This window comes from Desulfolutivibrio sp., from assembly GCF_036584575.1.
GTDB lineage: Bacteria > Desulfobacterota > Desulfovibrionia > Desulfovibrionales > Desulfovibrionaceae > Desulfolutivibrio.
In genome coordinates this window covers 1-22,800 of sequence record NZ_JAZHDB010000139.1, presented here as the reverse complement: position 1 = coordinate 22,800, position 22,800 = coordinate 1, and the positions used below count along the sequence as shown (strand labels likewise).

Genomic DNA, 22,800 nt, shown 5'->3' with positions numbered 1-22,800 from the left:
GGCTTCTCCGGTCGAAGGGGTGTTTTGTCAAAGCAAAGGGGGCAGGCAAAGTCAAGTGCGTCCCGGCCGGGCGGCGGCAGGGCAGGGGCGCATCCGGCGAACCGGCCGTCAGGTTCGTCGCCCGCCGACGTTTTGCCAGGAGCGGGCGTGGATCATCTTTTTTCGCCGAAGGCCAGTTCAATGGTCCGGGCTGCCGGCGGGCGGGTAAAAAGGCTCACCAGGGGGACGATCGCAAAGGGCGCGATCATGGCCGCGCTCGAGGCGATGGGCGATTTGGCCGGGCCCAGGATGAAAAAGAGCCCGATGTTGACCACAAGCCCCGTGGCCATGCCCGCCTTGACCCCGGCCTTGGTGGCCCCTTTCCAGAACAGGCCGTAGAGGTAGGGGGCCATGAAGGCCCCGGCCACCGCGCCCCAGGACAGGGACATGAGCGTGATGATGATGTCGAAGTCGTAGCGGGCGATGACGTAGGAGATGACGATGAAAAGCGCCGAAAGCACGCGGATGAGGCGGACTGAGGCCTTGTTGGAGATCTCGGGGTTGACGTGGCCCTTGTACAGGTCGATGGCCACGGCCGAGGCCGAGACCAGGACCAGGGAGGACAGGGTGGACATGGAGGCCGAGAGCACCAGGAGCAGGATCAGCGCCATGAGCGCCTCGGGCAGATTGTTTTTGAGCATGTCCGGGATGAGCCGGTCGAAGTTGGCCGCGCCGGACGGGGAAAGCGGCGGGGCGTCGTAGAACAGATGCGACATGGACCCGGTGAAATAGGCCGCAAACCCGATGATCAGCGCAAACACGCAGGTGGCCAGGGCGGCCTTGGTGATCACCGATTCGTCTTTGATGGCATAGAACTTCTGCACCATCTGGGGCAGCCCCCAGGTTCCGAATGAGGTCATGAACACCAGGGCGCACAATAAAAGCGTGCCGGGTTGTTTTTCAATCGGCACATGCAGGAGGTGTTTGACCGGGATGGCTTCCAGCACCTCGGAAAGGCCGCCGCCCTTTTGCACCAGCAGGTAGACCATGACCATGGACCCGCCGATCATGATGATGCCCTGGACGAAATCCGTGAAGGCGATGGCGAAATAGCCGCCGAGCACCAGATACAGGCCCGTGATGCCGATCATGATAAGCAAGGCCGTGTCGAAGGAGATGTTGAAATTGGCCTCGAAGAGGTAGCCCAGGCCCTTGAAGACCGAGGCCGAGTAGGGGAGCAGAAAGACGAAGATAATAAGCGCGCTGATGATCTTCAAGTATTTTCCGTCGTAACGCTCCTGCAAAAATTCCGGCATGGTCATCACGTCGAGGTTCTTGGTCATGCGCCGGGTGCGTTTGCCGAGCACCAGCCAAGCCATAAGCGACCCGAACACGGCATTTCCGGCGGCGATCCATAGAGCGTTGAGACCATAGGCCCAGCCGAGCTTTCCGGCGAACCCGATGAACAGCACGGCGGAAAAGTAGGTCGTGCCGTAGGCCACGGCCGACACCCAGGGACCGATGCTGCGGCCGCCCAGAAAAAAATCGTTTAAGGACGTGGTGCGGCGCATGCCCCACACGCCGACCCCGATCATGAAGGCAAAAAAGACGCACAATAAAATAATGGCGAACATGAAAAGCCACGCTCCCGGATTCTGTGCCTCCCGGCGCGGCGGTTCGCGCGGGGCGGGGGGTTGTCCCGGCCGCAGGCCCGCCTGCGGCCGGGATGGCGGATGCTATTTCATGGCCTCGGGAAACATCTCGCCAGCCAGCTCGCGCAGTTTGTATTTCTGGATTTTGCCGCTGGCGGTGATGGGATAGCTGTCCACGAAGGCCACGTATTTCGGAATCTTGTGCCAGGCGATCTGGCCCCGGCAGTAGTCGCGCACGTCCTCGGGGGCCAAGGTCGCGCCTTTTTTCAGGATGATGAAGGCCCCCACCTCCTCGCCGTACTTGCGGCTGGGAACGCCGGCCACCTGCACGTCGGAGACGCCCTCCAGGGTGTAGAGGAACTCTTCGATCTCCCGGGGATAGATGTTTTCGCCGCCCCGGATGATCATGTCCTTGAGGCGTCCGGTGATGGCCAGGTAGCCGTTTTCGTCCATGGTCCCCAGGTCTCCGGACTTAAGCCAGCCGTCAGGGGTGATGGCCTTGGCCGTGGCCTCGGGGTTGTTGTAGTAGCCCTTCATGAGCGAATACCCCCGGCAGCAGACCTCGCCCTGCACCCCATGGGGCGCCTCCAGGCCGGTTTCGGGATCGCGCACGCAGACCTCGATGTGCGGCAGGGCCTTGCCCACGGACTCCACCCGGTAGTGCAGGGGATCGTCGGGGGTGGTCTGGGTCATGACCGGGGAGTTCTCGGTCAGGCCGTAGCAGATGGTGATCTCCTTCATGTACATCAGGTCCATGACCTGGCGCATGACCTGGATGGGGCAGGGCGAACCGGCCATGATGCCCGTGCGCAGGCATGAGAAGTCGAACTTTTTAAAGAGCTTGTGCTCCAGCATGGCGATGAACATGGTGGGCACGCCGTAGACCGCGGTGCACCGCTCCTGGTCGATGGAGGACATGACCCCGATGGGGTTGAAGGCCTCAACAAAGACCATGGCCGCCCCGTGGTTGACGCAGGCCATGACCCCCAGCACGCATCCGAAGCAGTGGAAAAGCGGCACCGGCAGACAGACCCGGTCCTTGGGCGAGAAGCGCTGCCTTTGCCCGATCCAGTAGCCGTTGTTGACCACGCTTTTGTGGGAGAGCATGACCCCCTTGGGAAAGCCCGTGGTGCCCGAGGTGTACTGCATGTTCACCACGTCGTCGGGATGCAGGGTGGCCTGGCGCCCGGCGTACTCCTCGTCCGTGACCATGCGCGCCATGCCCAGCACCTCGGGGATGTTGTACATGCCGCGGTGTTTTTCGTGGCCCAGGAAGAAGACGCGTTTCAAATGCGGGAAGGTGGTGCTTTTGATGCGCCCGCGTTCCATGCTGCGCAGTTCCGGGGCCAGATCGTAAAGGATCTGGATGTAGTCCGAGTCGCGAAAGCCGTCGATGATGAAGATGTTCTCGCACTCGGAGTTGGTGAGCAGGTACTTGAGCTCGTTTCTTTTGTAGTTGGTGTTGACCGTGAGCAGGATGGCTCCCATCTTGGCCGTGGCGAACTGCAAGGCCACCCAATAGGGCACGTTGGTGGCCCACACGGCCACCTTTTCGCCTTTTTGCACGCCCAGGGCCATGAGCCCCTTGGCCAGGTCGTCGGTAAGCTTATCGAACTGGGAGTACGTCAGGCGGAAGTCGCGGTCCACATAGACCACGGCCTCATTGTCGGGGTTGGCTGCCGCCGTTTTGGCCAAGAGTTGGCCCATGGTCAGATCGAACAAGGGGGTAACGTCGGACATGGTCGGCGCCTTTATTCCGGGAAATACAGAACGGCGTAGATCTGGGCCGGTTCCGTTCCCGCACAGCCCACATGGTGGGGCACGATGGAATTGAAATAGATGCTGTCGCCGGGGCTCAACAGATGGGTTTCCCGGGCCATGACCACCTCAACCTCGCCGGAAACCACCACGATGAACTCTTCGCCCTCATGAGAGGACAGGGATCTGTCGCACCCCGTGGCCTCAGGCTGCATCTCGATGAAAAACGGCTCCATGTGGCGGTCGGCCTTGCCCGCGCCCAGGGAGTGGAAGGTCAGTCCTTCGCCCTTTTGGGCCGCCCCCGTGTGTAGGACCACATCGTCGCCGCCGCCCAGATCCGCGCAACGCACCAGACAGCAATCGCTGCCCACCTCGTCGTCCATAAAGGTGCCCAGGCGTACGCCGAGAGCCCGCGATACCTTGAGTAGCGGCCCCAGGGAGGGCGTGATGTCGTCCTGTTCGAGGGAGGTGAGAAATTCCAGGGTCAGGCCCGTGCGCTCGGCCATTTCCTCCCGGCTTAAGTCCTGCAATTCGCGGAAGGCCCGGATGCGTTCTCCAAGCTTCTTGTTTTTCATGCGACACCTCGTGGTCATGAGTGTGATGGGAACGTACGCCCGGGTTCCGGTACAGGATATTTCGCCGGGATTCCAGTCCCTTTTTGTCCCTTCCCTTCAATTTTCGCCGATTTCCCTTTGACAACGGAAAAATATTCGGAAAAAGAAAGAGCCTCTCTTTCGCGATCATTTCGCTTTTTCGCCAACCATCCAGCTTGCCACGAGGTGCGGCCATGAACGAGGAAGTGGGTCCGGTTAAGGACATCGCCATGCGACTAGGCGGCATACGCGAGGTCATGGGGTTCTCCCCCGAGGCCTTGGCCGAAAAAACCGGCGTGGATGCTGCAGACGTCCTGGCCTACGAATCCGGAAACCGCGAGATTCCGGTCAGCTACCTCTACAAGGTCGCCCAGGTCTGCAACGTGGATCTGACCACGCTTTTGACCGGCGGCGAGGCCCATCTGCATGCCTATTCCCTGGTCCGGGCCGGACACGGCCTGTCCGTGGATCGGCGCAAGGCCTACAAGTACCTGAGCCTGGCCTACCGGTTCCGCAAACCCGCCATGGAGCCCTTTTTGGTCACGGTTCCGCCCAAACCCGAGTTCGACGTCGAGAGCAACCGGCATCTGGGCGAGGAATTCGTCTACATGCTGCGGGGGCGTCTGGAGATTCGTCTCGGCAGCGACGTCGTGACCATGGAGCCGGGGGACTGTCTGTATTTCGATTCCCGCACCCCCCACGCCATGCGCGGTCTGGACGGCCAGGAGGCCGAGTTCCTGGATGTGATCATCTAAAAAAGCGGCGCGATCCGGGCCGATGGCCCGCCCAATACCGAAACGGAGCCTGACGTGAATACCCCCCAAAAACTGTCCCCGGCCTCCTACCGGGAGTTCCTGGAAACGTTTTCCCTGGACGTCCCGGAAGACTACACCTTCGCCTTTGATTTCGTGGATGCCGTGGCCGCCGCCGAGCCCGCCCGTCCGGCCATGATCCACATCGGCCCCAAGGGAACCCGGCGCGACTACGACATGGCCTATTTCAGCCGCGAATCCAGCCGGATGGCCAACGCCTTCGCCACGCTCGGCATCAAAAAGGGCGACCGGATCATGGTCATCCTGTACCGCCGGGTGGAATGGTGGGTGACCTTTCTGGCCCTGGCCAAGATCGGAGCCGTGCCCGTGCCCTCGCCCAACCTCCTGACCCCCCACGACATCGAATTCCGGGTCAATTACGCCAAGATCAAGGCGGTCATCGCCGAGGACTCCGTCGTGCCCCGGGTCGAGACCGCCCGCCAGTCCTGCCCGGGCCTTGAGGTGCTCATCCAGGTGGGCCCCGCGCCTTTGCCCGAGGGGTGGGCGTCCTTTGCGGAGATCGGGAAATCCGCCGCCATGGCGTTTCCCCGCACGGCCGACTCCCCCCGGCGCGACGATCCCCTTCTGATTTTCTTCTCGTCCGGCACCACGGGCATGCCCAAGATGGTGGTGCATACCAACGCCTATCCCATGGGCCATTTCGTCACCGGGGTTTACTGGCACGACCTTTCTCCCGGGGACATCCACCTGACCCTGGCCGATACGGGCTGGGGCAAGGCCGTGTGGGGCAAGTTCTTCGGCCAGTGGATGGCCGGGGCGGTGGTTTTCGTGTGGGATTTTCGGGGCAAGTTCGTCCCGTCCGAACTCCTGGACGTGGTGTCCGCCAACAAGGTCAGCTCCTTTTGCGCCCCTCCCACGGTCTACCGCTTCCTCATCCGCGAGGATCTGTCCAAGTGGGATCTCTCGCACCTGCGCCACTGCACCACGGCGGGCGAGCTGTTAAACGACAGCGTGTTCCACGCCTGGAAGACGGCCACGGGCATGCCCATCTATGAAGGCTACGGCCAGACCGAAACCTGTCTGCAACTGGCCACCTTCCCGTTTATGACCCCCAAGCCCGGGTCCATCGGCCGCCCCACGCCGGGCTGGGATCTGATCCTGCTCGACGAGCACGGCGAGCCGTGCCCCCCGGGGGTGGAAGGAGAGATCTGCCTGAAGCTCGCCCCGGGCAAAAACCTGGGCCTTTTCACCGGCTATCTGGACGAACCGGAGAAGACGGCCAACGTCATGCACGACGGGGTGTATTATACCGGCGACAAGGCCTGGATGGACGAGGACGGCTATTTCTGGTTCCTGGGCCGCATCGACGACCTGATCAAAAGCAGCGGCTACCGCATCGGCCCCTTCGAGGTCGAGAGCGCGCTGATCACCCATCCGGCCGTGATCGAGGCGGCGGTGACCGGCGTGCCGGATCAGGTGCGCGGCCAAGCGGTGAAGGCCACGGTGGTCTTGTCGTCGGGTTACGAGCCGTCCGACGAGTTGGCCAAGGAGCTGCAAAACCACGTCAAGACCGTGACCGCGCCGTATAAATATCCGCGCATCGTGGAGTTCGTGCCCGAGTTGCCCAAGACCATCAGCGGTAAGATCAAACGGGCCGAGATCCGCAAGATGGACCTGACCCGGGACATGTAGCCCCGCCCCGGAACGCGACAACGCGGCGTCCCCCGTCCCCGGCGGCCTTTGGCCGGGCGGGGGGCGCCTTTTTTGCGGCGGCGGAAAACGTGGACGAATCCTTGGCCTCTTCACGCAGTACGAACACAATAACGCCTTATCCCGGGCCTGACGCCACGTACGCGACCAGGATGTCTGCATGGTCGGCATGCCCCGGGTACAAGCGGAGACACCCCGTCAGCTTTCGTCTTCAGCCAGCACGATGATCTTGTCGCCTGGCGCGAAGGTCACGATTTCCGAACTGGAAGGGTTGAGCCGCACGCCATAGTTGGCGTGCGCATCGTTTGCCGACGCAGCGGCGCGCCAGCCCAGGGCGGTTTCGCCCCGGCGCAAGGCGGCATGAATCACGGTGGCGAATGACACGGGACAACCCTCACGCACATATGCTGCGACCGGCTTGAGGTACAACTCCGATCCCTCGGATCGGAAAAGGTCGCCGAAAACCTGGATCAGTTCGGGATTTTCGCTGACTTGGGCAAGCATCATGCTCAGAAGGCGGTCGCTGACAATGAAATCGTCGGCTCTGGCGGCCTGGGCCAGGGAATGGTTGCGGTCGTCGAGGATCTGGGTGGTGATGGGAAAGCGTCGGCCAAGCCGGTCGGCGATGGCCCGGAGTTGCAGGAGGATGGCCAGCGTTTTTGCATCTGCGCTTTGCAGGGGCAGGCTCGGATCGCTGAAAACCATGACATGGTCGAAATCCTGCGGCGACAGTCCTTCCAGAATCGCCGGGTCCGAAACGTCCGCGGTGCTGGCCGTGACCTGCATGTTTCGCAGGTTTTCCGGGATGGGCGAGCCGTGGGTGATGGCAGAGGTTACAATGACGACCTCCGAACCCGGGGCGGCGTATTCGTCAATGCTTGAGAGAAAAAGCGGGCCGAGATTGTTCCAGCCGAGAATGAGCAGGCGTTCCGGCTTTGCGGGCCGGATCTCTCCGGTTGCAAGGGCGGCTTCATCCACGAGGGGGGATTTCTCGGCCAAAGATATTACGCTGTCGTCCCCGGCGAGGCAGATAAGGTCGTCTCCGGGCCCAAAGATGGTGTTTCCCGGGGGATTGATCCGTATCATTCCTGAGGCCGTTCGAAGCCCCATGGCCGCTCCGTGCCCCATGCCCAGGGCGATGTGGCCATAGGTTTTTCCCTCCAGCCGCGGGTTGGCGTACATGTAGATTTCGTCGCCGGAGAAATCCAGGAGATCGGCGATCACGATGGACAGTCCGGGCTGTCGGCAGGTCTGGGCCATGATCCGGGCGACAATGCCGCCGGCAGGGATGAAGACGGCCCGACCTGCCCCGGCGATGGTCGCGGCGGAGAGGTTGCGGTCGTTGCTCAGAACCGCTGCGATATGCGGCCCCGGGGCCACGTCCGCAAGGTTGTGGGAAAGGGCGAGCACGGTTTTGAGCACCGAGGCGTCCGGATCGTCGCCTTCGTCGGTGATGATGAGGATGGACTTGGCCGCACCGGGGTTGACGATGGTCAGATCGTCCGGGTTCATGGGGTCGCCCGTGCGACAGACCAGGCGTCCGCCCCGGGGTAATTTGACCTTGTCGCGCAGTTCGTCCTCCATCTCCACCTTGTCTTTCCGGGCCATGACGACAATGCGGAAAGAGCCCTGACTTTCGTTGGCCAGGGCCAGTTCCGAAACCACGGAGAAGATGTGCGGCGACCAGCCGAGGATGATGCTGTGGCCTGTCTCGGCCACCAGGGAGCGGCCCTTGCGCAGTTCGTCGAGCTTGGCTTCGAGCCCCGTGGTCAGCACGCCGATGAGGCTGCTGAAGATGAAGACGCCGCCGGCCGTGACCAGCAGCATCAGCATCAGATACGGCCAGTCACCGCTGTCGCCGGCCAATGTTCCGGCGTCGACAAGGCGCATGAGGTTACCCCACATGTGAAGCGGCATGGACTGCGGCTCCGGGGCCAGGTCCAGGGCCATAACCACTATCGAGGCCAGGACCACGATAATGGCGGACACCAGGAACAGTCCCAGAATAAGGGCCCCGGAGCCGCGGGACATGAAGGCGTCAAACTGATAGCGGAATTTATCCCGGGCAGTGATTTTGTGCATACCCACCAATCCTTTGCTGGTCATCCAGCTGTTGCGGATCTGCTGTTGGCCAGATCGTGGATAAACAATTATACATAATAATTATAATACAATTTTCGGTCTCAATAGGGCATAGCCTGTGAGGCTGTCAATAATAAGCTTGATGACTGTTTGTGTTAATAGAAATTAATTTCCGAAGGTGTGTCCGTTTTATGCAGCACGTGTAGGACAGTGATTATGAAAGCAATTATTGTTCACGGGAAATGCAAATTTTGCGTTAGTTATATTGATAATCTGCATCGGATGAAGACAAGCCCGAGGAAATGTTCCATAATGCCAGGATTTTCTGCCGAGTGGGGCGAAAATAAGGCTCGGCAAAGGGCATGTCATGGAGAACCACCCTCTGTCCGCATGGAACCGCAATTCATTGTTCGTTCACCGTGTGCGTTGGCCATGTCCGCGACCCTTCCGGGAATGGTGACAGGCGCAATCCGCCACGCGACCGTGGTTATTTCAGTCCGAAGCGTTTGATCTGGCTCCAGATGGTGGTCCTGGAGATGCAAAGCAGCCGTGCCGCCTCGGATTGGTTGCCCCCGGCGGCGCGCAGGGCCTCCACAAGGCGTTTTTTGCGTATGGCGTCCAGGTCGCCGACGGCGGGGAGGGGGGGCGCCGACGGCGTGGCCGTCTCCTGGGTGATGTCGTTTGGCAGGTCGCCAGGCTCCAGGACATCGCCCCGGCAGGCGATGAAGGCATATTCGAAGGCGCTCTTGAGTTCCCGCACATTCCCCGGCCAGGGGTAGCGCATCAAGACGTCCATGGTTTCCCGGGCGATACCCTGGATGTTTTTCTTTTCGTATTTCAGCTTGATGCGCCGGAAAAAGGCCTCGGCCAGAAGCGGAATGTCTTCCTTGCGGTCGCGCAGAGCGGGCATTTTGATGGGAATGACGTTGATGCGGTAATAGAAATCCCGCCGAAAGGCCCCCTGGCCGACCAGCGTCGGCAGATCCCGGTTGGTGGCCGAGATGATCCTGGCCTGGACCGGGATGGGCTGGTTATCCCCCACCCGCTCGATGACCCTGTCCTCCAGCACGCGCAGGAGTTTGACCTGGGTGCTCAGCGGCATGTCCCCGATCTCATCCAGGAAGATGTCGCCATCGGCCGCCATCTCGAAGCGTCCCGTCCGATTTCGGTGCGCCCCGGTATACGCCCCTTTCACATGGCCGAACAGCTCGCTTTCCAAAAGCGACTCGTTGAGCGCGGCGCAATTCACCTTGATATACGGCCTGGCGGCGCGCGAGCCCGCCTCGTGTACGGCAATGGCCGCCAGTTCCTTTCCGGTCCCGCTCTCGCCGTAGATGATGACCGGCGCATCCGATTGCGCTGCGTTGGCGATCATGTCGTAGACCTGAAACATGGCGGGCGAACGGCCGATAAGACCATGGAACGTGTCTTCCGCCAACAGTTCCCGGCGATAGGTCTCGATCTGGGTTTCCTTCTCCAGGAGATCGGTCACGTCGGTCATGGTTTCCACCGCCCCGATGACCGTGCCGGAGGCGTCTTTCAGAACCGAAGCGTTTTTTACGATATGGATGACGGAGCCATCTTTGCGGGTAATGGCGCATCGCTGCCGTCGCAGTTTCCCCTTTTGGAACATCACGCACCAATGGCAGCCTTCGTTATCGCGGGCCAGTTCGCAGGAGGTGCAGTTGATGATCGTGCATGACGATCCCACAAGTTCATCGCGGGCGTAGCCCGTGATCTCTTCCAGGGCGCTGTTGACGGAAACGATCCGCCCCTGGGTGTCCACGATCATTACCCCGTCCTGAATGGTGTTCACCACCGTGCGCCAGTATTCGTCGAGGCCTTGGGTGAGCATGGCTGAGTCCTGTTCAGTTTTTTAACGATTTAGATGTTCTGAAACATAACACATGGACAGTCCCAGGACAAGAAAAAGTGGCCTAGTGATTCACAGGCAGACGGGACTTCCGAAAAAATATGAACAAAAAAAGAATGTTGGCAGATGACCGGCGAGGCTTCTCCCCATGTCGCCAGGTTGGCACGGTCCTGGCTAAGAGAGGTGTCTGTTAGCCCACACGAAGAGCACAAACATGGAATATGACATGATCCGGTTCGATCTTCGAAATTCCATAACCCCGCTGGTCATTCTCGAAGTCGGGTCTGTCATGCAGAAGATGTCGCCGGGAGAATCCATTGAAATAGTGTGCGATGATCGGTCGATAGTTGAAGACTTGCGACGCATACATCATGACTTCGTGTGCATGGGCATCGGAAATGAAAGCAAGAAATGCGGCCGTGGATATTTCATCGTCATGGAAAAGAATCTTCAAACAAGGAGTAGCATCATGTCTGATCTCGATCTTTCCTCCGTCCAGATCGCCAACACCTCCGACGCCCGGGGGAGCGCCTGCCCCGGGCCCCTGCTCGAAGCCAAGAAGGGGATCGGCAAGGTCAAGGTGGGCGAGGTGCTTGAAATCTATTCCAACGACTCGGGAACCCGGACGGACATTCCGGCCTGGGCCGGGAAGGTCGGGCACGAATATCTGGGGATGGTTGCGGCGGAAGGCTACGACAAGCACTTCATTCGCAGAAAGAAGTAGGCGGAGGCGGTCATGGGGAGCCAGATACGCGCGAAGGCGCAGGACAAGATTCTTCTTCTCGCCACGGAAAGCTGCGCCTACCCCGGAGCGGACTCGGTGGGGCAGGCCCACGCCTCGTATCCCGCCAACGTCTACGTCCTCAAGGTGAAGGCCCCGGTGTTGTTTCCCGAGAAGTTCTACCTTGATTGTTTCAGGAAGGGGATCGGCGGCATCATCATCATGTCCTGCGGCGAGGAATGCCCCTACGAGGGGGCGTACAAGGCCATGGCCAAGCGGTTGGACCGCATTTATGAACTCATGAAGGAGGAAGGCCTGGATATTCGCAGGCTGCGCCTGACAGCGATCTGTACCGTGTGCAACAGGGCCTTTCTCAACGAAGTGAACCAAATGAATCAGATCGTCCACGAATTGAACCCGCCGGTTCAGGCGCAATAGGGAATCGGACGGACATATAAAAGATGCGCGTGGCCGCTGCCGCGAGCCACGCGCGTGTTCGGGGGCAACACATGGACTCATCGAATAACGCTCTATTTGACGCCGTGGTCATCGGCGGCGGCATTGCCGGGTTGCAATCGGCCCTGGACCTGGCCGGGCAGGGATACACGACGGCCGTGGTGGAAAAAGACGCCTCCATCGGCGGAAAGATGATCCGTCTTTCCAAGGTGTTTCCAACCCTGGACTGCGCCAGTTGCATCACCACGCCGAAAATGGCGGCGGCGGCGCACCATGAAAACATTACCCTCTATACCTGTTGCGACGTGCAACGGGTTGAGAAAAACGCGGCAGGCGTTTTTGTTTCGATGATCCAGCGGCCGCGATACGTTGACATCGATAAGTGTATCGGCTGCCGGAAGTGCGAATACAACTGTCCCGTTCTCGTTCCCGATGCCGAGCAGGGGGGATTTTCCGGGCGAAAGGCCATCCGCATTCCGTTTTCCAACGCCATCCCGCAAAAGGCGCTTTTGGACGTGGAAAACTGCATGTTGTGCGGAAAATGCGCCGACGTCTGTCCCACCAAGGCCATCCGTTACGACCAAAAGCCCGAACCGCTGGCGATTCAGGCCAAAACGGCCATCCTGGCCACCGGATACGAGTTGTCGTCGGTGGCGGACAAGCCGCAGTACGGCAATGGGGACATTCCCAACGTCATCGATTCCTTGCAGATGGAGCGCCTGCTCGCCCCCCACGGCCCCTACGGCAGGGTGCTGCGTCCCTCGGACGGCATGATTCCTGATTCCATAGCCTACGTGCAATGCGCCGGATCGCGTGACGCGAGCATGGGCGTCTCCTATTGCTCGCGGTTTTGCTGCATGTACGCCGTCAAACAGGCCATGTTGCTGTCCGGCTCCCTGCCCCTGGCGGACATCACCATCTATTACATGGACATTCGGGCCTTCGGGAAAAACTACGAGCAGTTTTACCAAAACGCCAAGGCCATGGGCATCGAGTTCGTCAAGGCCAAGGTCGCGTCCCTGGACGCGGGCGAGGGCGGCGCGGTGACCGTGCGCTACGAAGACCAGACGGGCCAGGGCGCGACCTCCAGGGACCATGACCTGGTGGTGCTGTCCATGGGCGTGCTGCCCGGCTTCGCCCCCGGCGGCGTCTGTCCCGTGGGACTTGGGCCGGACGGGTTCATCCAGTCCGTGCTGCCCAAGATGTCGCCAGCCGTGACGGATGTGGACGGCGTTTTCGTGGCCGGCGTGGCGGCCGGTCCCAAGGATATCGTGGATACCATCACCGAGGCCGGGGCGGCGGCGATGGAGGCCGCGAAGTATCTGACTGCGCTTTCGGGCGTCGGCCCGAAGGCGGCCAACAAGGAGTCGGCCCATGAGTGAGCCAGAACGCGCCAAAGCCCCGGACTCCGGGGAGCAGGCCAAGGTCGGTGTCTATATCTGCTACTGCGGCGGGAACATCTCCGATCATGTGGATGTGGAGAAGGTCCGGGAGCGCATGGAGAAGACGCCGGGCGTCGCCGTGGCCAGGACCAACATGTTCATGTGTTCGGACCCGGGCCAGGAACTCATCATGGAGGATCTGCGCCAGGGCCGCATCAACCGGGTGGTGGTGGCCTCCTGCGCCCCGAGCCTGCACGAATCGACCTTTCGCTCGGCCATCGCCCGGGCCGGGGGCAATCCCTACCAATACGAGCACGCCAACATCCGTGAACAGGTCAGCTGGGTGCATCACGGCCAGGCGGCCACGGACAAGGCCAGCCGCCTGATCGCGGCGGCCACGGGCAAGGCCCGCACCCTGATCCCCCTGGAACCCATCCGGGTCGAGGCCCGACGCCATGCCGTGGTCATCGGCGGCGGCATCGCGGGGATGCGCGCGGCCCTGGATCTGGCGGCCATGGGGGTGCGGGTGGCCCTGGTCGAAAAAACCCCCTATCTGGGCGGCGGCGTCTCCCGGCTTGTCCGGTTGGCCCCCACCGGAGAGGACGCCGCGCATCTGGTGACCACGTTGGCCGGTCGCATTCTCGACCATCCGGACATCACCGTTCACGCCGGGTCCGCCGTGACCTCCTTTGGGGGGTATGTCGGCAATTTCACCCTGGACGTGTCTCCCGTCCCCGGGGCCTGCGCCCCGGCCGGGGAGACCTGGCCCGGGGGATATGTCCCGGGCAAGGGCGTCCTGGTTCCCCCGTCTTCAAGCCAGGCCCAGACGACCCTGCAAACCGGGGTGGTCGTCCTGGCCACGGGATTTACCTCCTACACCCCCCGGCCCGGGGAATACGGGTACAGCGAGAACACGGAAGTGGTCACCCTGCCGGATCTGATCCAAAAGATCGGCGGCCTTAAGGAACAACGTGGCGGCACGCTGGTCCTCGACGGACGCCCCATCCGCAGCATGGCGCTTATCCATTGCGTGGGCAGCCGCCAGATTCCCGGCATCCATGAGGAGGACGAGCACGGTCACCTCAACGAGCACTGTTCCCGGGTCTGTTGCACCTCGGCCATCAACACGGCCAACGCCATCCGCGAGGCCTGTCCGCAGACCAGCGTCTACGAGCTGTATCGGGACATCCGGACCTATGGCCGGGGCCAGGAGGAGCTGTACGCCAAGGCCTCGGGCAACCGGGTGGTGTTCATGCGTTTTGGCGCCGACCAGGCCCCCGTGGTGCAGCGCAGTGCGCCGGGCAGCGGCCATCCCCTGAAGGTGACGGTCACGGACCAGCTGACCTTTGGCGAGGAGTTGGAGGTGCCCGTGGATCTGGTCGTTTTGGCCACGGGCATGGAGCCCGGGCCTGTGGCCGATCTGGTGGAGATGCTCAAGCTGCCGGTGGGGGCGGATCGGTTTCTCCTGGAGACCCACCCCAAGCTGCGTCCGGTGGAATTGCCCATCGCAGGCATTTTCCTGGCCGGAACCTGCCAGGCCCCCATGGATGCGGGCGAGACCTGCAACGCGGCCTCGGCCGCCGCTGTCAAGGCCGTGTCGCTTCTGAGCAAGGGCTACGTGGAGCTCGACCCCTTCGTGGCCGAGGTCGATGTGCGCCGCTGCACAGGGACCGGGGCCTGCGTCGAGGCCTGCCTGAACCCGGGGGCCATCGCCCTGGAGACCATGGACCTCGACGGCAGGCAGGTCACGCGGGCCAGGGTGACCCCGGCTTTGTGCCTGGGCTGCGGCGCCTGCGTGGCCGTGTGTCCCGAAAACGCCATCGACATCAACGGATGGACCCTCGCGCAATACGAGGCAATGGTGGACATGATCGTCTCCGATGCCGTGTGCGAGGACTCGGGCGCGGTCCCCGAAGCGGTCGGCGCGTGAGCGAACAAGGAGCAATCCCATGAGTCACAACATATCCGATACGCCTGTCTCCAAGGAAAGATTGAAGGCCCTGCGGGCCGAACGCAAGGATTGGATCGCCGGGGCCTCGGCCCTGGCCCGGGAGAACAAGAAGGCCCGAAAGGCCGTCATGGACCGTCTGGCGGCCGCAAGCGCCACGGTTCCGGAAATCGCCGAGGCCACGGGACTTGCCCCGGATGCGGCGCTGTGGATGGTGGCCAGCCTGAAAAAGTTCGGCGAGGTCGTGGAGGCGGAGAAAGACGGCAGCTTTTACCGGTACGCCCTGGCTGCCGAGGCGGCGCAGGCCCAAGAAGCATAATGCGGTTTTTTGGACCTGTTCCGAAACCGAATTCGTCAGGGAAGGAGAAACGTCATGACCGGAGTCAACCCGGAATTCGTCAAGCGCCTTGAGCCGTTGAGCGCGGACCTCGGCTCGGCCTGCTTCAACTGCGGGACATGCGCGGCGATATGCCCCCTGATTTCCGAGCATTTTCCGCGAAAGATGATTCGCTACGTGCAAATCGGCGCCCAGGATCGGATTATGGAACACGCCCAGGATCTGTGGCGCTGCCTGCACTGCGGCCTGTGTACCCAGACCTGTCCGCGCGGGGCAAACCCCGGCGAGGTCATTTTGACGCTCAAGCGGTTTGTGACGGCCGCCTGGAGGAAGTCCTGATGTACAATCCCAGAGACATTATCGAGATCCTGGCCGGCAACGTCCGAAAGACCATGAGTCCCTTCGGCGTGCCCAAGGGCCTGGTCAACGGGTGGTGGAAGACGGAAGGGCTGCGGCCGGACGAGGAGACTCTGCTTTTTACGGGCCTTATGTACCAGTTCGTCCCCTACATCGAGACCGCCACCAGGCAATTGGAACGGTACGAGGACACGAAATGGACGCCCTATCTCAAATACGCCAAGTATATGCCGAGCTCCCTGTCCGGCCTGGGCCTGGCCATGCTCACTCCGGCGGCCGAAAAAACCAAGGCGGCGGGGCATCTGCGCAATATCGTCAAGGTCTTGCGGGCCTCCGGAACGCGTTTCGGCTATCGCCCGGACCTCGACGAATACAGCGGCATCCTGCTCTATGACCTGGGCGACCAGGAGAACTTCGTCCGCCATGCCCGCATCGTGGCCGAAAAACTGCAAAAGGCCGGGGTGAGAAAGATCATCACCACGGACCCCCACACGACGTATGCCTTGAAGGTTCTCTACCCGAAATACGTCGGGGCGTCTTTTGAGGTCAGCACCTATTTCGAGGCCCTGCACCTTCGCGCCAACGGAGCGGGGAAAAAACTCACGCTGCACGATCCGTGTTTCTATGGCCGCTATCTGGAACTCTCGAGCGCCCCGCGCCGGATTCTGGGAGAGATCGGCTACGAATGCGTGGATGTGCGCGAGAGCGGGTTGTTCACCAGTTGCTGCGGCGGGCCTGCCGAATCCATCTCCCCCAAGCTGTCCTCCCGGATCGGTTCGCAACGGGTGCAAAAGCTCGACGCCACCGGGGAACAGATTGTGACCATGTGCCCGATCTGCCTCAACAACCTGGCCAGGTCGGGCGCCAATGTCGTGGATTTGTCCTCCATACTGGCGGGCGCTTAAGCGTCGGCCACCAACTGATAACCACAAGGAAGGAACGATCATGTCGGAAAAACAGGAGAAAATCCTCTACATCGGAACCCATGCCAACGATCATCCTGAAAAGGCGCACCTGCCCTTTGTCCTGGGCAATGCGGCCCTGGCCATGGACATCAAGGCCACCATCGCGTTGCAGGCCAACGGCGTCTACCTGGCGCAGAAGGGATTCGTAAACCACATGCTGTCTGGCGGGGGATTCCCGCCGCTCAAAAAATTGATGGAGGACTTCATCGCCCAGGGCGGGGAGCTCAAGGTCTGCAAACCCTGCATCGCCGAACGCAACATCGACGAGTCCGATCTGATCGAGGAGGCGGAAATCACGGCTGGCGGGGCCTTGAACATCGCGGCCATCGAGGCCGACGCGGTGCTGGTTTTCTAGCGGGGGCTCCCTACGCAGCACGACAGCATTGCCAAAGAGAAATGAAATCGATCTGGCAGCTTTTTTGAAATAACACGCTGCGCGAATGGCGAAATCGCGATTCAAGGGAATTGTCCAGGCTGCACATCTGCGACGCAATCCGGGGGAGGTCTTGTCGGCTTCCTCCGGACTGTTCCCAAAGGCATCTGTTTTGCCGCTTGAATGTTGAACCGTCGTTTGTTGGAGGTGTCTCATGAGCATGACAGGGGTGACCAGACAGGAACAAAAAATCGATGAATTGGCCAGGGAAGTCGGGAAACTGCATCCCGGGTTGAACCATCTTTCCGTCAAGGGGGCCTTTCGGTTCGCGGTCTCGGAGTGCGTGAAGGTGCATGGTTTTGCGGACTGGAAGGAGGTTTCCGGAAAGCCTGCCGAGGTGCGGCGTCAGTTTTTCGATTGTCTGTGCAAAACCGTCATCCCGAAGATGGTCAAGCTCGGTCTGCCGCCCGAGCAGTGCCCCGAGCTTGAAAAAAAGCTCAAGGATGTCAACCGGAAATACCTCCAGCCATAATCCGCACGATCCCTGTTTCCTGGCCGGGATCATCGCAACCGCCCCGGGTATGGCTCCCCCGGGGCGGCGTCTTTTCAAAGCGCCCGTCTCGGGGTACATCCGCCACGCGGCCACGCCCGCCAAAGGATACGCCCCCCATGACCAAAACCTCCGACGCCATCGCCCCGGCCGCCATCCAGACGCGGCTGGCCGCCCAGAGCCTGGCCGTCACGGCCGATCAGGCCGCTTCCCTGGCCGCCTACCTGGAGGTGCTCACGGCCTGGAACCGCCGGGTCAATCTGGTGGGGCACATCCGGTGGACGGAGATTTTGGACGATCTGGCGGTCGACAGCCTGCATCTGGCCGCCTTTCTCGAATCGCCACGCGTGGCCGGGCTTCTCGACGCAGCCGGAGGGGAGCCGCTTTGCCTGGATTTCGGGGCCGGGGCGGGACTGCCGGGAATCCCCTTGCGCATCCTGTGGACGCGCGGGGATTACGTCCTGATCGAGGTGCGGGCCAAACGCGCCGTCTTTTTGGCCGAGGCCCTGGCCCGCCTGTCCCTGCCCCGGACCACGGTCTTTTCCGGCCGGGCCGAGGAGGCACCGGGACGGCTCGTGATCCCGGATCGGCCGGGGCTGGTCCTGTGCCTGTCCCGGGCCTTTCTTCCCTGGCCGAAGTTTCTGGCCTTTGCCGCGACGCGCCTGGGGAATCTGGGACGGCCCGTGGCGGTGCTGACCATGACCGGCGACCGCCCGGCCGACGATCCCGCGGCCATCGCCGGGGCTGGCTGGGCGCAGCATGCCGAGTCCGCCTACGAGGTGCTCGGGAAAACCCGCTATTTGTCGCTGTTCGTCCCTAAAAACGCCTCCAGGGCGCTGCCCTTGAAGATGAGCTGAGTGGCCGTTTCGTCGGCCAGTTCCGCCAGGTCCATGAGCTGTTCCAGGAAATCCAGGATCAGTCCCTTGCGGTCTTCGTCGCCGTTTTCAAAGTCGAAGGCCATGTCGCCGCTTTTGATGTAGGCCTCGATTTTTTTCAGATAGGCCGGGTCGAGCATGGGAACTCCTTGGCCGGGGTGCGGCCGGTTTTTTAGTGATGATAGGGCGCGCCACGCAAAATGGCCATGGCCCGGTAGACCTGTTCCAGAAGCACCACCCGGGCCAGTTCGTGGGGCAGGGTGCCGGGCCCCAGGCTTAAGACCTCCCCGGCCCGGGCCAGCACCTCGTCCGGCAGGCCGTAGGCTCCGCCCACGATGAAGCAGGGGGCCCGGCCGGGATCCTCCACCCAGACGCCCAGACGCGCGGCCAGGGCCGGGGAATCGTACATTTTTCCGCGTCCGTCCAGAACCACGGGAAAATCCCTGGCCCCCAGACGTTCCAGCACGGCCTTGCCCTCGGCCTTTTTCCGGTCGTCGGGATTTCCCGAGCGGGCGTCCTTGACCACCACCCGAACGGTGGCGATACTATGCCCGATGGCCTCGAGGTAGTGATCCTCGGCCTGCCGGAAAAATGGGGCCTTGGCTTGGCCGACGAAAAGAAAGCGCAACGGTTTCACAGCGGTCTTTGCCGGTCCGGGTTTTGTATTTTGTGAATTGTGAGTCATGGTGTATCCTTGGGGAAGAAGCATTGTCAAAGCGCTGTCGGCTGGCTGCGGCAGGGTGGTACGGGTTCACAGCACACGAGACAAAAGGCGGAGTCAGGGATGGGGTCTTGTTTCCGGGGATTTTGGGCGGGCGTGCGCAACGCCCTGGTGGTCGGCTGCCTGTCGACAGTCCTTGCCGTCGTGGGAGCTTCGCCCCTGGCCGCCGCCTCCCTGGACTTGAGCAACCTTGTCCTCAACAACCATGACGGGAAAATCCTGGTGCGTTTCGGCCTGGCCATCCCCGATCTGACGCCGCTGGAAGCGGTCTTTGCCGAAGACGGCATCCTGGCCCTGCGCATGGAGGCCCGGTTGTCGGAAAAAAGCGACTACCTGTGGGACCATCAGGTGACGGAGTCCGGCCGCCTGGCCGTGGTGCGCAAGACCGGCGACGGCTATGTCGTGGAGCCCGCTCCGGCGCAACGCCCGGGCCGGGCCGGGGCCGCCCCGAACGAACCGGCCGCTCCGGTCGTTCCCCTGGCCTCCGGGACGAATTTGGCCGATGTGTTGCGTCAGGCCTTTGGCGAGGTGGCCATGGACCTGGGGCCCTGGGACGTGCTCAAGCGGGGCGAGTCCTATGTCCTGGTCCTTAGCATCTCGCTTTTGCGCGGCGACGTGTCGGCGTTTTGGCGCAATACACTGTTTTTTTGGTCCTTCGAGGTCATTCCCAAGGTCCGCTACCGCCTGGATTTTACCTACTGATTTCCCCTGCGGCGGGTATTCGCCGACCGATCTCCCCGGGCCCGCCGCGTATGGTGGTTGCCGGAGGCATCGTCTTTCCGCTATCTTCGACATGGTCACATCCGGATTTTCCAAAGGAGCCGCCATGCGCGTCATCATTGCCGGAGGAACGGGGTTTATCGGCACGGCCCTGACCCATGTCCTGACCGCTTCAGGGCATGACGTCACCATCCTCACCAGACGTCCGCGTCCTGCCGCCCCCAAAACGGGTGGCGGCCGGGTGGACTATGCGGTCTGGGACGGCATGACCGCCCGGGGATGGGGGGAATTGGCCGAGGATGCGGCCATCGTCAATCTGGCCGGGGAGAACATCGCCGCCGGGCGCTGGAACGCCCAGCGGAAGCGCGACATCGTGGAGAGCCGCATGGCCGCCGGGTCCGCCGTGGTCCAGGCCGTGGCCAAGGCTGCGGTCAAGCCCCGGGTGGTGGTGCAGGCCTCGGCCGTGGGGTATTATGGCGACCGGGGCGGGCAGGTGCTTGAGGAAGCCTCGCTTCCGGGCAAGGGCTTTCTGGCCGAGACGGCGGTCAAGTGGGAGCAGAGCACCCGCGAGGTGGAAGACATGGGGGTGCGCCGGGTGATTGTGCGCACGGGGGTGGTCCTGGGGGCCGGAGGCGGGGCCCTGGCCCGCATGCTGCCGCCATTCCGTCTGGGCCTGGGGGGGCCGGTGGGCGACGGCAAGGCCTGGTTTCCCTGGATTCACCTTCAAGACGAGGTCCGGGCCATCGCCTTTCTTCTTACGCGGCCCGAGGCCATGGGGCCGTTTCATCTGGTCGCGCCGGGCGTGGTCACAAACGGGCAGTTGGCCGCCGCCCTGGGCAAGGCCCTGGGGCGTCCCACGGTCCTGCGCGTTCCGGCCTTCGCCCTGCGCCTGGCCCTGGGCGAGATGGCCGACGCCGCGCTTTTGGCCAGCCTGCGGGTCGCGCCCACCCGGCTTGCCGCTTTGGGGTTCGTCTTCGACTTCCCGGACCTCGCCTCGGCCCTGGCCGACCTGACGGCGGCGGCCTAGATCGGCTTCGGAGGTCGCCATGAAAACCCGCCTGATGGATATCAATCTTCTTGACCTCCTGGCCCGGCCGGGCATGGCCGGACTGCGCCGGGAATTCAACCTTCGCTCTTTTCCGGCCGGATCGCGTCCCTTCGCCCCGCCCCAGGCCGAAAACGTCGTTTTCGTGGTGGCCTCGGGCCGGGCCAGGCTTTACCTTTCTTTCGAGGAACGCGCGTTCACCCTGTCCCATCTCGAACCCGGAGACATCTATTCGAGCCATACCCGGGCCGATATCGAGGTTCTCGAGGATACCGGCCTGCTCGTCCTGCCGACGCAGCGCTTCCGGGAACTCATTGTCGCCCATCCGGACCTGACCCGGACCATGGTCCGGGTTCTGGGCGACGTCCTGCAAAGCAGTTTCGACATCATCAATTCCCTGGCCTTCAAGGACATCCCCCGGCGGGTGGTGGAATTTATGCATTTCGAGGCCACGGCCCACGGCGAAAAGCGGCCCGAGGGGCGGCTCGTCCGGTTGTCGGTCAATACCGAGCAGCTGGCCCAGATTGTCGGGGCCACGCGCCAGACCGTGTCCGAAACCCTGTCCCGTCTCTACCGCCAAAATCTTGTCCAACGCCTGCGCCGGGGGGTCTATCTCATCCCGGACATGGCTGCGCTCAAGAATTTCGCCGCCGAACGCTGATCCCGGATGTTCTTCCCTCAAGGGTTCTGTCCCGCACCGTTTTCGCATACGGCTGCCACCCGATCCGCGCATTTTTATAGCCGCCATTTTTTTCACACTCATTCGCTTCCAATGTCGGCCAGCCGACAGACCCGGCCGTCCGGCCCGGATTATGCGTCCGAGACAGAACAATGACGCGGTCGGGCCACGGCCCGGGATCGGTCCGAGACCGAATGCTGACGGACTCCTGCATGGATAGTGCGCAGGCGGCCGCCGCGTCTCCAGACGCTTTGCCCCCTGAAGGAGGACACCGACCATGGCCGAGGAACGCAAACCCAAACCCGAATCACTGACCATCTGGCCCGACGCCCAGGCGATGATCGAAAAGGCCCGGCGCGACGGAGTCGCAACCGTCTGGGACCGCATGGCCGAACAGCGCCCGGCCTGCAAATTCTGCAAGGAGGGGCTGACCTGCTCCAAATGCGTCATGGGCCCCTGCCGCATCACCCCGGGCCGCGCCAAACGTCAGCGCGGAACCTGCGGCGCGGACGCCGATCTCACCGTGGCCCGCAACTTCGGACGCTTCGTGGCCGCAGGCGCCGCCGCCCACTCGGACCATGGCCGCGACCTGGTGGAGACGCTTCTGGCCGTGGGCCGGGGCAAGACCCGCGATTACGCCCTGCGCGACCCGGAAAAACTCCGCCGGGTGGCCGGCGAGGCCGGGCTTGCCATTGCGGGCAAAGACGACGCGGCCGTGGCCGTGGAACTGGCCCAGGCGTTTATCCAGGACTTCGGCTTTGGAACCGAAACCCTGTCGTTTCTGTCCCGCGTCCCGGAAAAGCGCCTGGCGGTCTGGGAACGACACGGCGTCACCCCGCGCGGGGTGGACCGCGACGTTGTCGAGATGCTCCACCGCACCCACATGGGCGTGGACTGCGACCCCGTAAGCATCTGCCTGCACGCCGCGCGGGTGGCCCTGACCGACGGCTGGGGCGGGTCCATGATCGCCACGGAGACCTCGGACATCATCTTTGGCACGCCGACCCCCAGGGAAAGCCTGGTCAACCTCGGCGTTCTCAAGGAGGACCAGGTCAATGTCCTCGTCCACGGCCACAGTCCCATCGTCTCGGAAATGATTCTGGCTGCGGCCAGAGACCCCGCCATGATCGAAAAGGCCAGGGCCGTCGGGGCGGTCGGCATCAACGTGGCCGGGCTGTGCTGTACCGGCAACGAGGTGCTCATGCGCCAGGGCGTGCCCATGGCCGGCAACCACCTCATGACCGAGCTGGC

The 22,800-nt window shown here is 62.5% G+C and carries 22 protein-coding genes and 1 pseudogene; 16 read left to right on the top strand and 7 right to left on the bottom strand.

Translation table 11 applies throughout. The features are described 5' to 3' along the window. Positions 1-152: 152 nt before the first annotated feature. The 3 genes from V3572_RS10475 to V3572_RS10465 form a co-directional block, all read right to left on the bottom strand. On the bottom strand, positions 153-1,613 hold the full coding sequence (locus V3572_RS10475) for a sodium:solute symporter family protein (protein ID WP_332110936.1): 1,461 nt from the start codon (positions 1,611-1,613) through the stop codon (positions 153-155). 102 nt (positions 1,614-1,715) lie between these two features. Then, positions 1,716-3,371 (bottom strand): AMP-binding protein, encoded by a 1,656-nt coding sequence (locus V3572_RS10470; RefSeq protein ID WP_332110935.1) that lies wholly within the window; start codon positions 3,369-3,371, stop codon positions 1,716-1,718. Positions 3,372-3,382: 11 nt separating this feature from the next. Further along, entirely contained in the window at positions 3,383-3,964 is a 582-nt protein-coding gene (locus V3572_RS10465; protein ID WP_332110934.1) for a helix-turn-helix domain-containing protein, read from the bottom strand. 212 nt (positions 3,965-4,176) lie between these two features. Here V3572_RS10465 and V3572_RS10460 point away from each other — a divergent pair, with 212 nt between their 5' ends. Further along, positions 4,177-4,737, top strand: a complete 561-nt coding sequence (locus V3572_RS10460) for a helix-turn-helix domain-containing protein (RefSeq protein ID WP_332110933.1) — start codon at positions 4,177-4,179, stop codon at positions 4,735-4,737. Between the two features lie 54 nt (positions 4,738-4,791). Then, a complete protein-coding gene (locus tag V3572_RS10455; protein ID WP_332110932.1) occupies positions 4,792-6,447 on the top strand; it encodes an AMP-binding protein in 1,656 nt (551 codons plus the stop codon). Positions 6,448-6,663: 216 nt separating this feature from the next. Here V3572_RS10455 and V3572_RS10450 read toward each other — a convergent pair whose 3' ends face one another. Next, on the bottom strand, positions 6,664-8,547 hold the full coding sequence (locus V3572_RS10450; RefSeq protein ID WP_332110931.1) for a CASTOR/POLLUX-related putative ion channel: 1,884 nt from the start codon (positions 8,545-8,547) through the stop codon (positions 6,664-6,666). A gap of 487 nt (positions 8,548-9,034) precedes the next feature. Beyond that, positions 9,035-10,402, bottom strand: a complete 1,368-nt coding sequence (locus tag V3572_RS10445) for a sigma-54 interaction domain-containing protein (RefSeq protein WP_332110930.1) — start codon at positions 10,400-10,402, stop codon at positions 9,035-9,037. 487 nt (positions 10,403-10,889) lie between these two features. On the opposite strand from V3572_RS10445, the gene V3572_RS10440 reads away from it, so the two are divergent. The 10 genes from V3572_RS10440 (at position 10,890) to V3572_RS10395 (ending at position 18,366) form a co-directional block, all read left to right on the top strand. Beyond that, positions 10,890-11,144, top strand: a complete 255-nt coding sequence (locus tag V3572_RS10440; protein ID WP_332110929.1) for a sulfurtransferase TusA family protein — start codon at positions 10,890-10,892, stop codon at positions 11,142-11,144. 12 nt (positions 11,145-11,156) lie between these two features. Further along, positions 11,157-11,579 (top strand): hydrogenase iron-sulfur subunit, encoded by a 423-nt coding sequence (locus V3572_RS10435; RefSeq protein WP_332110928.1) that lies wholly within the window; start codon positions 11,157-11,159, stop codon positions 11,577-11,579. A gap of 71 nt (positions 11,580-11,650) precedes the next feature. After that, complete coding sequence (locus V3572_RS10430; protein WP_332110927.1) at positions 11,651-12,979, top strand: FAD-dependent oxidoreductase; 1,329 nt, start codon at positions 11,651-11,653, stop codon at positions 12,977-12,979. Continuing rightward, positions 12,972-14,909: a CoB--CoM heterodisulfide reductase iron-sulfur subunit A family protein gene (locus V3572_RS10425; RefSeq protein WP_332110926.1), complete on the top strand. Its 1,938-nt coding sequence runs from the start codon at positions 12,972-12,974 to the stop codon at positions 14,907-14,909. The genes V3572_RS10430 and V3572_RS10425 overlap by 8 nt, the downstream gene beginning before the upstream one ends. A gap of 19 nt (positions 14,910-14,928) precedes the next feature. Next, entirely contained in the window at positions 14,929-15,246 is a 318-nt protein-coding gene (locus V3572_RS10420; RefSeq protein WP_332110925.1) for a winged helix-turn-helix domain-containing protein, read from the top strand. 54 nt (positions 15,247-15,300) lie between these two features. Then, the gene (locus V3572_RS10415; protein WP_332110924.1) at positions 15,301-15,603 is read left to right on the top strand and encodes a 4Fe-4S dicluster domain-containing protein; all 303 of its coding nucleotides are present in this window, start codon (positions 15,301-15,303) and stop codon (positions 15,601-15,603) included. Then, positions 15,603-16,526 (top strand): (Fe-S)-binding protein, encoded by a 924-nt coding sequence (locus V3572_RS10410; RefSeq protein ID WP_332110923.1) that lies wholly within the window; start codon positions 15,603-15,605, stop codon positions 16,524-16,526. Before V3572_RS10415 ends, V3572_RS10410 begins: the two co-directional genes overlap by 1 nt. Positions 16,527-16,566: 40 nt before the next feature. After that, the gene (locus V3572_RS10405; protein WP_332110922.1) at positions 16,567-16,941 is read left to right on the top strand and encodes a DsrE family protein; all 375 of its coding nucleotides are present in this window, start codon (positions 16,567-16,569) and stop codon (positions 16,939-16,941) included. 232 nt (positions 16,942-17,173) lie between these two features. Then, on the top strand, positions 17,174-17,491 hold the full coding sequence (locus V3572_RS10400) for a hypothetical protein (protein WP_332110921.1): 318 nt from the start codon (positions 17,174-17,176) through the stop codon (positions 17,489-17,491). Positions 17,492-17,628: 137 nt separating this feature from the next. Then, complete coding sequence (locus tag V3572_RS10395) at positions 17,629-18,366, top strand: 16S rRNA (guanine(527)-N(7))-methyltransferase RsmG (RefSeq protein WP_332110920.1); 738 nt, start codon at positions 17,629-17,631, stop codon at positions 18,364-18,366. Here the strand turns inward: V3572_RS10395 and V3572_RS10390 are convergent. After that, the gene (locus V3572_RS10390; RefSeq protein ID WP_332110919.1) at positions 18,306-18,524 is read right to left on the bottom strand and encodes a hypothetical protein; all 219 of its coding nucleotides are present in this window, start codon (positions 18,522-18,524) and stop codon (positions 18,306-18,308) included. The genes V3572_RS10395 and V3572_RS10390 overlap by 61 nt on opposite strands. A gap of 32 nt (positions 18,525-18,556) precedes the next feature. Beyond that, positions 18,557-19,021: a 23S rRNA (pseudouridine(1915)-N(3))-methyltransferase RlmH gene (locus V3572_RS10385; RefSeq protein ID WP_332110975.1), complete on the bottom strand. Its 465-nt coding sequence runs from the start codon at positions 19,019-19,021 to the stop codon at positions 18,557-18,559. 147 nt (positions 19,022-19,168) lie between these two features. On the opposite strand from V3572_RS10385, the gene V3572_RS10380 reads away from it, so the two are divergent. The 4 genes and pseudogenes from V3572_RS10380 to V3572_RS10365 form a co-directional block, all read left to right on the top strand. Continuing rightward, positions 19,169-19,807 (top strand): hypothetical protein, encoded by a 639-nt coding sequence (locus V3572_RS10380; RefSeq protein ID WP_332110918.1) that lies wholly within the window; start codon positions 19,169-19,171, stop codon positions 19,805-19,807. Positions 19,808-19,931: 124 nt separating this feature from the next. Further along, on the top strand, positions 19,932-20,852 hold the full coding sequence (locus V3572_RS10375) for a TIGR01777 family oxidoreductase (RefSeq protein ID WP_332110916.1): 921 nt from the start codon (positions 19,932-19,934) through the stop codon (positions 20,850-20,852). A 19-nt stretch (positions 20,853-20,871) separates the two neighbouring features. Beyond that, on the top strand, positions 20,872-21,531 hold the full coding sequence (locus V3572_RS10370) for a Crp/Fnr family transcriptional regulator (RefSeq protein ID WP_332110915.1): 660 nt from the start codon (positions 20,872-20,874) through the stop codon (positions 21,529-21,531). A gap of 295 nt (positions 21,532-21,826) precedes the next feature. Further along, positions 21,827-22,800: pseudogene (locus tag V3572_RS10365) on the top strand (anaerobic carbon-monoxide dehydrogenase catalytic subunit); the annotation flags it as partial.

Excerpts from the sequence above, each read along its gene's own strand:
- V3572_RS10475 (WP_332110936.1), bottom strand. The coding sequence starts at position 1,613 with ATGTTCGCCATTATTTTATTGTGCGTCTTTTTTGCCTTCATGATCGGG.
- V3572_RS10470 (WP_332110935.1), bottom strand. The coding sequence starts at position 3,371 with ATGTCCGACGTTACCCCCTTGTTCGATCTGACCATGGGCCAACTCTTG.
- V3572_RS10465 (WP_332110934.1), bottom strand. The coding sequence starts at position 3,964 with ATGAAAAACAAGAAGCTTGGAGAACGCATCCGGGCCTTCCGCGAATTG.
- V3572_RS10460 (WP_332110933.1), top strand. The coding sequence starts at position 4,177 with ATGAACGAGGAAGTGGGTCCGGTTAAGGACATCGCCATGCGACTAGGC.
- V3572_RS10450 (WP_332110931.1), bottom strand. The coding sequence starts at position 8,547 with ATGCACAAAATCACTGCCCGGGATAAATTCCGCTATCAGTTTGACGCC.
- V3572_RS10445 (WP_332110930.1), bottom strand. The coding sequence starts at position 10,402 with ATGCTCACCCAAGGCCTCGACGAATACTGGCGCACGGTGGTGAACACC.
- V3572_RS10440 (WP_332110929.1), top strand. The coding sequence starts at position 10,890 with ATGTCTGATCTCGATCTTTCCTCCGTCCAGATCGCCAACACCTCCGAC.
- V3572_RS10435 (WP_332110928.1), top strand. The coding sequence starts at position 11,157 with ATGGGGAGCCAGATACGCGCGAAGGCGCAGGACAAGATTCTTCTTCTC.
- V3572_RS10430 (WP_332110927.1), top strand. The coding sequence starts at position 11,651 with ATGGACTCATCGAATAACGCTCTATTTGACGCCGTGGTCATCGGCGGC.
- V3572_RS10425 (WP_332110926.1), top strand. The coding sequence starts at position 12,972 with ATGAGTGAGCCAGAACGCGCCAAAGCCCCGGACTCCGGGGAGCAGGCC.
- V3572_RS10420 (WP_332110925.1), top strand. The coding sequence starts at position 14,929 with ATGAGTCACAACATATCCGATACGCCTGTCTCCAAGGAAAGATTGAAG.
- V3572_RS10415 (WP_332110924.1), top strand. The coding sequence starts at position 15,301 with ATGACCGGAGTCAACCCGGAATTCGTCAAGCGCCTTGAGCCGTTGAGC.
- V3572_RS10410 (WP_332110923.1), top strand. The coding sequence starts at position 15,603 with ATGTACAATCCCAGAGACATTATCGAGATCCTGGCCGGCAACGTCCGA.
- V3572_RS10405 (WP_332110922.1), top strand. The coding sequence starts at position 16,567 with ATGTCGGAAAAACAGGAGAAAATCCTCTACATCGGAACCCATGCCAAC.
- V3572_RS10400 (WP_332110921.1), top strand. The coding sequence starts at position 17,174 with ATGAGCATGACAGGGGTGACCAGACAGGAACAAAAAATCGATGAATTG.
- V3572_RS10395 (WP_332110920.1), top strand. The coding sequence starts at position 17,629 with ATGACCAAAACCTCCGACGCCATCGCCCCGGCCGCCATCCAGACGCGG.
- V3572_RS10390 (WP_332110919.1), bottom strand. The coding sequence starts at position 18,524 with ATGCTCGACCCGGCCTATCTGAAAAAAATCGAGGCCTACATCAAAAGC.
- V3572_RS10380 (WP_332110918.1), top strand. The coding sequence starts at position 19,169 with ATGGGGTCTTGTTTCCGGGGATTTTGGGCGGGCGTGCGCAACGCCCTG.
- V3572_RS10375 (WP_332110916.1), top strand. The coding sequence starts at position 19,932 with ATGCGCGTCATCATTGCCGGAGGAACGGGGTTTATCGGCACGGCCCTG.
- V3572_RS10370 (WP_332110915.1), top strand. The coding sequence starts at position 20,872 with ATGAAAACCCGCCTGATGGATATCAATCTTCTTGACCTCCTGGCCCGG.